The 12,680-nt window shown below is 51.5% G+C and carries 8 protein-coding genes; 5 read left to right on the top strand and 3 right to left on the bottom strand.

The features are described from left to right. Positions 1-110: 110 nt before the first annotated feature. From B8880_RS00255 to nifJ, 4 genes are all read left to right on the top strand, one after another. A complete protein-coding gene (locus B8880_RS00255) occupies positions 111-803 on the top strand; it encodes a GDSL-type esterase/lipase family protein (protein WP_084255172.1) in 693 nt (230 codons plus the stop codon). A gap of 18 nt (positions 804-821) precedes the next feature. Then, positions 822-1,424, top strand: a complete 603-nt coding sequence (locus B8880_RS00250; RefSeq protein ID WP_244165577.1) for a sugar O-acetyltransferase — start codon at positions 822-824, stop codon at positions 1,422-1,424. A gap of 231 nt (positions 1,425-1,655) precedes the next feature. After that, positions 1,656-3,311, top strand: a complete 1,656-nt coding sequence (locus tag B8880_RS00245) for an NAD(P)-binding protein (RefSeq protein WP_260337792.1) — start codon at positions 1,656-1,658, stop codon at positions 3,309-3,311. A gap of 9 nt (positions 3,312-3,320) precedes the next feature. After that, a complete protein-coding gene (nifJ, locus tag B8880_RS00240) occupies positions 3,321-6,893 on the top strand; it encodes a pyruvate:ferredoxin (flavodoxin) oxidoreductase (protein WP_084255168.1) in 3,573 nt (1,190 codons plus the stop codon). 165 nt (positions 6,894-7,058) lie between these two features. On the opposite strand, the gene treR is transcribed toward nifJ, so the two are convergent. From treR to rsuA, 3 genes are read right to left on the bottom strand one after another with little or no spacing between them, the layout of a single operon-like run. Continuing rightward, positions 7,059-8,018, bottom strand: coding sequence for a trehalose operon repressor TreR (gene treR, locus B8880_RS00235; protein ID WP_084255166.1), 960 nt, complete (start codon positions 8,016-8,018; stop codon positions 7,059-7,061). A gap of 14 nt (positions 8,019-8,032) precedes the next feature. After that, positions 8,033-9,232, bottom strand: coding sequence for a Bcr/CflA family multidrug efflux MFS transporter (locus tag B8880_RS00230; protein ID WP_084255164.1), 1,200 nt, complete (start codon positions 9,230-9,232; stop codon positions 8,033-8,035). A 36-nt stretch (positions 9,233-9,268) separates the two neighbouring features. Next, the gene (rsuA, locus tag B8880_RS00225; protein ID WP_084255162.1) at positions 9,269-9,964 is read right to left on the bottom strand and encodes a 16S rRNA pseudouridine(516) synthase RsuA; all 696 of its coding nucleotides are present in this window, start codon (positions 9,962-9,964) and stop codon (positions 9,269-9,271) included. A gap of 200 nt (positions 9,965-10,164) precedes the next feature. Between rsuA and B8880_RS00220 the strand changes: the two genes are divergently transcribed. After that, a complete protein-coding gene (locus tag B8880_RS00220) occupies positions 10,165-12,447 on the top strand; it encodes an NADP-dependent malic enzyme (protein ID WP_084255160.1) in 2,283 nt (760 codons plus the stop codon). Positions 12,448-12,680 lie beyond the last annotated feature (233 nt).

Raw genomic sequence — 12,680 nt, 5'->3', positions numbered from 1 at the left:
AACAAGAACTTAACTTACGCGGAAAACCGCACTTTCCACTTGTCGATTGCCTTTTTCGACGTGCAGGCGTACCATTTTTACTCCCTGCAACAACCTTTGAGGTTATCCCGATGGCATTAAAAGAGATCTTGCAATTTATCGCAGAAAATAAACAACAACAAGCCGAAGCATTTTTAATCAATTTCAGTGCGCAACGGAGAGAAATGATGGTGGAACGTTACAATAGCCTGCATGAATTTACCCGTCCCGGACAAATCGTGTTGTTGGGCGATTCCATTACCGAAGAATTCCCGATTCATGAAATGCTGCCCGAGCTGACGATCTACAATCGCGGCATCAGCGGCAACGATACTTATGATGTGCTGAACCGCTTGGCGCAGCACATTTATCCGCTGCAACCGCGCAAACTGTTTTTACTGATCGGAGTCAACGACTTGGCGAAATACCCCAATGATACGCCGCTGGCGGTCAGCCAACGCGTCGAGCAGATCATCCGCAACCTGCAAACCCACCTGCCCGATTGCGAGCTGCATTTATCCTCCGTGTTGCCGGTGAACCAATCGCAAGATCCGAAAATCGATCAGGTAATGTTGAGCCTGAGCGATAACCGGCGGATCATAGCGTTGAATCACCATTTACGTCCACTGGCGGAAAAGTGCGGTGTGGTGTTTATCGATCTGCACCCGCACTTTGTGAATCATGAAAACGAGCTGGCGCTGGCATACACCCGCGAAGGGCTGCATTTAACGCTGGCAGGTTATCAGGTTTTCCTGCGCGAGCTGTTGCCTTATTTACAACGTTAGTGAAGGAAACTTAACGCTATGAGCAAACAACCCACGCCGGACATGAGCGAAAAGCAAAAAATGTTAGCCGGACTGATTTACGATGCCAACAATGATGAAGATTTAATCCAAGAGCGGCTCCGCTGCAAAGAGCGGTGCTACGATTACAATCAATTACGTCCGTCGGCGGTGGAACAACAGCAAACTCTGATTCGTCAACTGTTCGGCAAAACACAAGCGAATTTTTGTCTGGTTGCGCCGTTTTGGTGCGATTACGGTTATAACATCGAGATCGGCGATAACTTTTTTGCCAACCATCATTGCGTGATTTTGGACGGTGCGAAAGTCACTTTTGGCGATAACGTGTTTATCGCCCCCGATTGCGGTTTCTACACCGCCGGTCATCCGCTGGACAGCGAGCGCCGCAATCAAGGCTTGGAATATGCCTACCCGATTACCGTCGGCGACAATGTTTGGTTCGGCGGCGGTGTCAAAGTCATGCCTGGCGTGACCATTGGTAATAATGTGGTGATTGCCGCCGGCAGCGTAGTGAATCGGGATATTCCGGATAATGTGATCGCAGGCGGCGTGCCTTGCCGCGTGATCCGCCCGATTACCGAACAGGATAAAACCCGCTATTAAGCCTTTTTTTAACGCCCGAAATCTTGCCGGATTTTGGGCGACCTCTCATTTTTCACCGCCTCGTCCGACTAAAAATTGATCTCTCTCGCAGAAACCGAAGATAAACGCATATCCTTAATAAAAATAAGGTATTGTAATCTTACTCTCACGAGTAACGAATAATACTTTTACCCCAAAACGACTCTACATGATAACGAGATTCGCCTTTTTCGGGCGAATGCAGTCCGTTGTTTGCACACAAACAAAAAGGACATTGCCATGAAAGACGCAAAAGCCGATATGACATTTCCACCGGATCTCACCGCGAAGAAAGGATCCGGGCCGGTGCAAGTCAAAGTGCCGGTGTACACCAATTCGCTTCCGCCCTGCAATCACGCCTGCCCGACCGGCAGCAATATCCAACAATGGCTCTCGCTGGCACAGGAAAAACAATATCAAGCGGCATGGCAAGAGTTAATGCGCAATAATCCGCTGCCGGCGATTCACGGACGGGTTTGCTATCACCCTTGCGAAACCTCATGCAACCGCACTTATGTTGATGAGGCGGTCAGTATCCACGCCGTCGAGCGTTTTTTGGGCGATTTGGCGATCGAACAGCATTGGCCGGTTGAGATCCGCAATCCTGCCAGCGGTAAAAAAGTGCTAATTGTCGGCGCCGGCCCCAGCGGTTTGTCCGCCGCCTATCATCTGCGTCTGAAAGGACATGAGGTGGAAGTGCGTGATTCCGCTCCGCTTGCCGGCGGCATGATGCGCTTCGGCATTCCTGCCTACCGTTTGCCGCGCCACATTTTGGAAGCGGAGATCAAACGGATTGAAGAAATGGGTGTGAAAATCGTGCTCAACAGTAAAGTCGATACCATTTTGCAAGCCAAACTGGAAGGCAATTTTGATGCGGTCTTTTTGGCGGTCGGCGCGCATATCGGGCGGGGCGCCGATATTCCGAACGACGATCCGTCGCGCGTGACCGATGCGGTCAGCTATCTGCGCGACATCGGCATGGGACAAGCGCCGACACTGGGCAAACGGGTGGCGGTTTACGGCGGCGGCAACACCGCAATGGACGCCGCCCGCACCGCCAAACGCTTGGGATCAGACGTCATGGTGATTTACCGCCGTGATCGGGAACATATGCCGGCACACGATTTCGAATGCGCCGAGGCCATTGCCGAAGGCATCGATTTCCACTGGCTGCGCACCATCAATGAGATCGACGGTTGCCGTTTTAAACTGGAAAAAATGCTGCTCGACGAAAAAGGACGTCCGCAGCCAAGCGGCGAATATGACTATCTGGAAGCCGACTCGTTAATTTTGGCGTTGGGGCAAAATATCGACAGCCGGCTGACGCAAGGCATTCCGAGTGTGGACTACAAAGCCGACGGCACGGTGATGGTCAATGAAAACATGATGACCGGCTATGCCGGTTTGTTTGCCGGCGGCGATATGGTGCCGTCCGATCGCACCGTCACCATTGCGGTCGGGCACGGCAAAAAAGCCGCCTATCACATTGACGCCTATCTGAATAACCGCACTTACCAAAAAGCCGGCAAACATCCGCTGATTCAATATAACCGTCTGCACCTTTGGTATAAAACCGATGCCGAGCAAAGCGAACAGCCGGAAATGGCGGCGCATTTGCGAGCCAAAACCTTTGATGAAGTGCTGGGCGGCTTGAGCGAACAGGAGGCGGTGTATGAAGCGCAACGCTGCTATTCCTGCGGCAACTGTTTCGAATGCAACGGCTGTTTCGGCGCCTGCCCGCAAGATGCGATTATCCGTCTCGGCAAAGGGAAAGGCTATCAGGTGGATTACGCCAAATGTACCGGCTGCGAAGCCTGTTATCTGCAATGTCCTTGTCATGCTTTGGAAATGGTGGCGGTTGCCAGTTAGGAGAAGATTATGAACGCATTGAATACTCAAATGATTACCTGTGACGGCAGCGAAGCCACCGCTTCCATTGCCTACCGTGTCAGCGAAGTCTGCGCGATTTATCCGATCACCCCCTCCTCAACCATGGCGGAATTGGTCGATTTGTGGATTTCGGAACAACAAAAAAATATCTGGGGCAACATTCCGTTAGTAGCGGAAATGCAAAGCGAAGCGGGTGCGGCCGGTGCGGTGCACGGCGCCCTGCAAAGCGGCGCACTAACCACCACCTTCACCGCCTCGCAAGGCTTGATGTTAATGCTGCCCAATATGTATAAAATCGCCGGCGAACTGACCTCCGCCGTGTTCCATGTCGCCGCCCGCTCTTTGGCGGCGCAGGGGCTGTCCATTTTCGGCGATCATCAAGATGTCATGGCGGCGCGCACCACCGGCTTTGCCATGCTGGCGGCGTCTTCGGTGCAAGAGAGCCACGACATGGCGCTGGTTGCCCATGCCGCCACCCTGTCCGCCCGCATTCCGTTTATCCACTTTTTTGACGGCTTCCGCACCTCTCACGAAGTGAATAAAATCACGCTGATTGACGATCAAAGCGTGAAAGCGATGATTCCGGACGACTTGGTCAGAGCGCACCGCGCGCGCGGACTGAGTCCGGATAATCCGTTTATCCGCGGCACGGCGCAAAATCCCGATGTCTATTTTCAGGCGCGCGAATCGGTGAATCCGTACTACCAAAACACGCCGCAAATCGTGGCGGAAAAAATGCGACAGCTGGCGGAACTGACCGGACGGCACTATAAAATCATCGAATATTACGGCGATCCGACGGCGCAGTCGGTGATTATCGCGATGGGATCCGGCATTGAAACTATTAAAGAAACGATCCGCGATTTAAATGCCAAAGGCGAAAAGCTGGGCGCAATCCAAGTGCGGTTATACCGTCCGTTAAGCGCCGAGCACCTTTTGGCGGAATTGCCGCGCAGCGTTCAACGGATCGCCGTGCTCGATCGCACCAAAGAGCCCGGCTCGAACGGCGAACCGCTCTATCAGGACATTCTGACCGCACTTATCGAAAATCAGGATCAGCTCGACGGATTACCAAAAGTGATCGCTGGTCGCTACGGGCTTTCCAGTAAGGAATTTACGCCGGCGATGGTGAAAGCGATCTTTGATGAATTGAAGCAAAGCAAGCCGAAGCAACATTTTACCGTCGGTATCAACGACGATCTCAGCCAAACCAGTCTGGACATCGATGCGAACTATGATATCGAAAGCCAAGATACGGTGCGCGCCATGTTTTACGGACTGGGCGCGGACGGCACTGTCGGCGCCAATAAAAATACCATTAAAATCATCGGCGACGACCCGGATTATTTTGCACAAGGCTACTTTGTCTACGATTCGAAAAAATCCGGCTCACAAACCATTTCCCATTTGCGTTTCGGCCCGAATCCGATCGACAGCCCGTATCTGATTCAGTCCGCCAATTTTATCGCCTGTCATCAGGAAACCTTTTTGCAAACCACCGATATGTTGGGGAACGCCGCACAAAACGCCACGTTCCTGCTGAACAGCCAATATGATGCCGATACCATTTGGGACAAGCTGCCAAGTGCGGTACAGCGGCAGATTATCGATAAAAATATTGCGCTGTATGTGATCGATGCCTATAAAGTGGCGAAAGATACCGCCATGGGCAAACGAATCAATACCATTATGCAGACCTGTTTCTTTGCGCTGTCCAACGTGATGCCGAAAGACAAAGCGATCGCGAAAATCAAAAAAGCGATTGAAAAAACCTACCAACGCAAAGGGCCGGAGGTGGTGAAAAAGAACTTCGCCGCCGTGGATCACACCCTGACCCATCTCTATCCGGTGAAAATCCCGTCGCAAGTGACCGCACTTGAGCAGGCGTATCAAGCGGTGTCCGACAAAGCGCCGCAGTTTGTGCGCCAAGTCACCGCGCAAATGATGGCGGGCAAAGGCGATTTGATTCCGGTCTCCATGCTGCCGGCGGACGGCACTTATCCCTCTGCCACCACCCAATGGGAAAAACGCAACATTGCGCAAAATATCCCGATTTGGGATCAAGAACTGTGCATTCAGTGCGGCAATTGCAGTTTTGTCTGTCCGCACAGTGCGATTCGCGCCAAGTTTTACCACAAAGATCTGCTGGATAATGCGCCGGCGGGATTCCGTTCCGCAATGACGACCGCGCGCGGTTTTCCCGATACCCGTTACACCATTCAGCTCTATCCGGAAGATTGCACCGGCTGCTCGCTCTGCGTTGACGCCTGCCCGATGAGCGATTTGGAAAACCCGAGCCATAAAGCGATTAATATGCACGAAAAAACGCCGTATTTGGCACAGGAAAAACAAAGCCTCGACTTCTTTGAAACCATTCCGTATAACGACCGTGCCAGAATCGATTTCTCTAATGTGCGCGGCGTTCAGTTTCTGCAACCGCTCTTTGAGTTCAGCGGTGCATGCAGCGGTTGCGGCGAAACGCCGTATCTCAGCTTGCTATCACGTCTGTTCGGCGATCGTTTAATGGTGGCCAACGCCACCGGCTGCTCCTCAATCTACGGCGGCAATTTACCGACCACCCCGTGGAGCAAAAACGCCGAAGGGCGCGGTCCGGCGTGGTCAAATTCGCTGTTTGAAGACAATGCCGAATTCGGTTTCGGTTTCCGACTGGCGGAGATCAAACATCACGAATTGGCACGGGAGCAGTTGCAGCAACACGCGGCGCAACTTGATGCCGAATTGGTCGAAAAACTGCTGCACAGCGAGCAAAAAACCGAATCGCAGATTCAAGCGCAAATCAAGCGGGTGGCGCAATTAAAAGAGCGGTTGACGCAGATCGGCAGTGACAGTGCGTTGAATTTAAAATCGATCGCCGATCACCTGATCCGCCGTTCAATCTGGATCGTCGGCGGCGACGGCTGGGCTTATGATATCGGCTACAGCGGTTTGGATCATGTGTTGGCAAGTGGTACTGATGTCAATATTTTGGTGATGGACACCGAAGTTTACTCCAACACCGGCGGACAGATGTCAAAATCGACTCCGTTGGGTGCGGTCGCCAAATTTGCCGCCTCCGGCAAGCAAGCCAGTAAAAAAGACATCGCCATGCAAGCGATCACCTATAACAATGTTTATGTGGCACGGATTGCCTTCGGCGCCGATCCGCAACAGGCGTTGCTCGCCATGCGCGAAGCCGAAGCCTATCCGGGCCCGTCGCTCATCATTGCCTATAGCCATTGCATTGCGCACGGCATTCAAATGGAAGAGGGTTTGCAGCAGCAACAAAGAGCGGTCAAATCCGGACACTGGCCGCTGTTCCGCTACAATCCGGCGCTGAAAGAGGTCGGCGAAATTCCGTTCTCGCTCGACAGCCTGCGCCCGAGTGTACCGTTAGAAGAGTACCGCAGCCACGAAACCCGTTTCCAAATGCTGCAACGGCTGCACCCGCAGGAAGCCGCCGACATCGCCGTTCGTGCGCAAAAAGTGGCTAACCGCAAATGGGGGCTTTATGAAGAAATGGCGACCCGCAAAGCGACCATTTTTGATCCTTATGTCGAATAGGGGCTGATACCTCGTCATCGAGGGCGGATTTTCCGCCCTCCGTCTATTTGAGCCGACAGCGGCTACACCGCAATCGGTTCAGCGTGATTGAGTAGCTTTGCCACTCGATTCGAGGGAAAATTCGCGTTATCAATAGCAGGTTTTCCCGTCCTCAATGCGATATTTTTATCCGTTTTTTTGCTCTTCGGGAAAATGGCAATCCACGCAAAAATGCTCAATCTTTTCCGGCGTATTTAATAAACGCAATAATTGTTTAAAAGCACGCTCTCCGGCACGATAAAAGCCGAATTCGATACTGAGGGTTTGCGGAAAGAGGAATTTCAGCAGGTCGTTGTTGCCGACGCCGCAGACTTGAATATCGCTGCGCTGCTGCTCCGCCAGATATTTGTTGACACCGATTGCAATGCTGTCGGTGGCGCAAACCAGCGCATCGGTATCGGCACGGATCACATCTGCCGCCAGTTGGTAGGCGTGGTAATAATCCAGCGTGCCTAAGGCAAAGTGCGGTGTAAGCTGCTTTTCAGTGCAGAAATTCAGATAGGCTTGGTGGCGCAGCAAACCGGTGGTGCGGTCGCTTGATTCCACCCCAAGATAGCCGATACGGCGTTTGCCCTGCTGATATAGGCGCTCCATCAACAAGCGGATTGAGCCGTAATCGTCGTAGTAAACCGATGACAATTCGGCGTAGTTTTGCGCCACCGCCACCAATTTGTTACGGTACGGCAGCAACAGTTCCTGTTTCAGGGCACTGAAGCCGAACACAATAATGCCGTCCACTTGGCGTTGGGCGAAAAATTGCAGGTGTTCTTTCACCATTTTAGGCTCGAAGCGGCTTTCGGCAATAAAATGTTCGCTGCCGTCCTGCCGTAAGGCATTCAAAATGCCGCGCAGCACCCGATTTTCCGACGGCGAATCCAAACGGGTGACGATAATGCCGATCACCCGATTTTCAATGCCGCGCATGGCTCTGGCACTGCGTGACGGCTGGAAATTGTGTTCCGCCACCACCGCCAGCACCTGCGCTTTAGTGGCTTCGCTTACGTTCGGTTCGTTATTCAACACGCGGGATACGGTCGATTTTCCCACGCCGCTCAAACGGGCAATATCTTTAATCGTCAGCTTCATAACCGCTATGCTTGTCAGTTGCGATAGGTTAAAAAGTAGTAACTTAACACGGACAACAACGTGCAGAAAAACATCGACAGCAGCATCGGCGCCGCACTGGTCAACGGCACTAAGGCGATTAAAAATCCGACCATTGCCCCCGTGCCGAAACGGATTGTGCCCGCCAGCGAATTAGCCGTACCGGCGACTTGCGGAAAGCGATCCAAAATTGATGCCATTGCATTGGAACCGATGGTGGACAACATGCCGACAAAAGCGGAAATGCCTAATGCCATCGGCCAAAAGCCCAAATCAAAAACCGCCACCAACAGCAGCCAGCAACCGGCTAAAAATTGAATACTCAGCCCGAAGCGCAGCATTTTTTCTGCACCGACTTTGACCACCATTTTGCCGTTAATCGAGGTGAACAGAATCATCACCGTCATATTCATGATAAAGAAAAAGCCGAAATTCTCCGGCGCGACACCGTAAATATCAATGTAAACAATCGATCCGGAGGTAAGAAAAGAGAACATGCCGGCAAAAGAAAACGCCCCTGCCAACACATAACCGACCACCGCTTTGACCCGAATCAGCGAAGCAAAATTGCGCAGCACTATTTTCAAACTGAAAGGCACGCGTTTTTCGACAGGGTGGGACTCAGGGATTTTCCAGAAAACCAAGATGCAGCTTAAAATGCCGAAAAACGCCAACACATAGAAAATCGAATGCCAGTGGAAAAACTTAGCCAAATAACCGCCGATAAACGGCGCCAGCAACGGTGCAATCATTGATACCAGCATGATCATCGACATCATTTTGGAAAAATAGTTTTTCGAGAACAGATCACGCAGCAATGCGCCCAACACCACCGCCGGCGCAGCGCCGAAAAAGCCTTGCACAAAGCGCAGCAGCAGGAAATCCTGAATATCATTCACTTGGGTCAGAAAAAGTGCGGTCACGGCAAACACCAGCGTGCCGATCGCAATCGCCGGTTTACGCCCGAAACTGTCCGCCACCGGCCCCCACAGCAGTTGTCCGGCGGCAAAACCGAGCGTGAACAACGCCAACGTGTTCTGCACCCGTTCGGAATTGACGTTCAAATCGCGGGCGATATCCAAAAACGACGGCAGATACATATCAATCGCCAACGGCGGCAACATCGCCAAAATACCTAAAATAAGCACGAAAATCGGGCTTTTCTTAATTTGTCTGATTTTTTCTGTTTGCGGCATAATTTATTCCATTTTTCACACTGTTTGCTACCACGATTAGTTAAAATCGTCGATTTCGATCGGGCTTAACGCACGGTATTCGCCCTCTTGCAGATCATCGTTCAAAACCACACTACCGATTCGCCAACGGTGCAGCTCCACCACTTTATTGCCCAACGCGGCAAACATGCGCTTCACCTGATGATAACGCCCCTCGCTGATGGTTAAATTCAAATTGTAATCATCGAGGATTTCCAATTTAGCCGGCTTGGTCGCCGCTTTTTCGCCACGCAACAAAATGCCCTGTTCGACCGCACTTTGATAATGGTTTTCGATCGGATCGGCTAACGTCACCAAATAGGTCTTTTCGCACTGAAATTTAGGCGAAGTGATACGGTGCGACCACTGCCCGTCATCGGTCAGCAGCACCAAACCGGTGGTGTCTACGTCCAAACGCCCGACACAATGCAGCTTGTTTCTTAACGGATAATCAAAAAATTGGTACACCGTCGGATATTCGCCGTCATCGTGGGAGCAGATATAACCTTGCGGTTTGTGCAACATCAAATATTGTCCGGCCGACAGCCAAAAGAGCGGTTCGCCGTCAAAAACAATCTGATCGGTCGGCGCAATTTTCAATGCGCCCGATTTAACCACGCTGCCGTTGTGTTCCACCACGCCGCTACGCAGCACTTTGGTGACTTGAGAACGGGTCAAGCCCGTTTGCTCGGCTAAAAATTTATCTAACCGCATACTATAAACCTTATCTTAATTCTCGAATTGTCCATATTGTACCTGTTTAGTGCTAAAGATACAGTTTAGTGCGAATAAATTTATCCGGTAAAAATATGTGTTCCATATCACATACTGCCGGAAGAGTTTTCAATTTTGTAAAAATAAAGCGTATAATTTCTCTCACTTTTTTAACAACCTCTTGTATAAGGATAGCCATAATGGATAAATCACTTCGCCAAGCCGCTCTTGATTTTCATGAATTTCCGGTTCCGGGAAAAATTGAAGTAACCCCGACAAAATCCCTCGCCACCCAACGTGATCTGGCGCTCGCCTATTCGCCGGGCGTTGCCATTCCGTGTTTGGAAATTCAACAAGATCCGCTCGCCGCCTACAAATATACCGCTCGCGGCAATTTGGTCGGGGTGATCTCCAACGGTACGGCGGTGCTCGGTTTGGGCAATATCGGCGCACTGGCCGGCAAACCGGTGATGGAAGGCAAAGGCGTGCTGTTTAAAAAATTCGCCGGCGTCGATGTGTTTGATATCGAAATCGACGAAAGAGATCCGGACAAACTGGTGGAAATTATCGCCTCGCTGGAACCGACCTTCGGCGGCATCAATCTGGAGGACATTAAAGCGCCGGAATGTTTCTATATCGAGCAAAAACTGCGTGAACGTATGCAAATTCCGGTTTTCCACGATGACCAACACGGCACGGCAATTATCTGTGCTGCGGCGGTAATGAACGGTTTACGCGTGGTGAACAAAGATATTAAAAACGTCAAACTGGTCGTTTCCGGCGCCGGCGCTTCGGCGATTGCCTGTTTGAACCTGCTGCGCGCACTGGGCATGGAAAAAGACAATATCACCGTGTGCGACTCCAAAGGCGTGATCTACAAACAGCGTGAAGATGCCGAGCGCATGGACGAAACCAAAAAATTCTATGCTATCGAAGACAACGGCGCCCGTAGTTTGGCGGAAGCGATTCCGAATGCGCATATTTTCTTAGGCTGCTCTGCTGCCGGCGCGTTGACCCAAGAAATGGTGAAAAGCATGGGGCCGAGCCCGATTATTCTGGCGTTGGCAAATCCCGATCCTGAAATTCTGCCGCCGGACGCCAAAGCGGTGCGCCCTGATGCGATCGTCTGCACCGGCCGTTCCGACTTCCCGAATCAGGTGAATAATGTGTTGTGCTTCCCGTTTATTTTCCGCGGGGCATTGGACGTGGGCGCGACCACCATTAACGAAGAGATGAAGCTGGCGGCAGTGCACGCAATCGCCGAATTAGCCCACGCCGAACAGAGCGAAGTCGTCTCTTCCGCCTATGGCGATCAGGAATTGGCATTCGGCCCTGAATATTTGATTCCGAAGCCGTTCGATCCGCGTTTGATTATCAAAATCGCACCGGCAGTTGCCAAAGCCGCGATGGATTCCGGTGTCGCCCTGCGCCCGATTAACGATTTCGATGTTTATGTTGAAAAACTGACCCAGTTTGTATACAAAACCAATCTGTTCATGAAGCCGATTTTCGCCCAAGCCCGTTTAGACAAAAAACGGATCATCATCTCCGACGGCGAAGAACCACGAGTATTACATGCGGTACAGGAAATTGCGACTCTGGAAGTGGCATTACCAATTCTGATCGGCCGTCCGGACGTGATCACACAGCGCATCAAGCAACTTGGCTTACAACTGGAAGAAGGCACGGATTTTGAGATTATCAATATCGAAAAGGACGAGCGCTACGAAACCTGTTGGAAAGGTTATTACGACATTATGAAACGTCGCGGGATCACACCGGCGCTGGCAAAACAAGAAATTCGCGTCAACTCGACCACTATCGCCGCCATGTTGGTGCACTTGGGCGAAGCGGACGGCATGATCTGCGGCTTGGTCGGATCTTATGCCGATCACCTTAAATCGATCCATAATGTGATCGGCTTGAAAGAGGGCGTAAAAACAGCGGCTACGGTCAACGGATTGGTGATGCCGACCGGTAACGTGTTCGTCACCGATGCGTTTGTCAACCAAGATCCGGACGCCGAATCACTGGCGGAAATCACCTTGATGGCGGCGGAAGAAGTTCGTCGTTTCGGGATCGAACCGAAAGTGGCATTGATTTCCCACTCCAACTACGGCGCAAGCGATCACCCAAGTGCGGTTAAAATGCGCAAAGTCTTACAGTTGGTGCAGCAACGCGATCCGGAATTGATCATCGACGGCGAAATGCACGCCGACATTGCGCTATCGGAAAAACTGCGCCAAAACATCATGCCGGACAGCCCGTTGAAAGGCTCTGCCAACCTGCTGGTGATGCCGAATATGGAAGCGGCGCGTATCGGCTACAACCTGCTGCGCTCTGCCACCACCGCGATTACCGTCGGGCCGATGTTAATGGGCTTGCGCCAATCCGCACATATTTTGACACCGGTCGCCTCCGTGCGCCGTATCATCAACATGGTGGCTGTGGCGGCGGTCAACGCTTCGAAAGACACCGAATAAAAGTGCGGTTTAGCGCCGCTTAAATCGATGGCAATAAGAAGTAAACGGGCGGAATATCACCATTCCGCCCGTTTTGTTTTAGTGCCCTTTTCTAACAAAAAAGAAACATTTAATGATCTCGATCAATTTTTTTGCTACACTACGGTTACGAAAATGGTTACGAAAATTCAATCCGCTTCTTCCCTACAGAAGCACTTTTATGTAGCTCTTTTTTATTCAACCAATGAGGAAAC

Source organism: Pasteurella testudinis DSM 23072 (genome assembly GCF_900176075.1).
GTDB classification, from domain to species: Bacteria; Pseudomonadota; Gammaproteobacteria; order Enterobacterales; family Pasteurellaceae; genus Chelonobacter; species Chelonobacter testudinis.
This window is presented reverse-complemented; position numbering and strand designations above follow the sequence as displayed.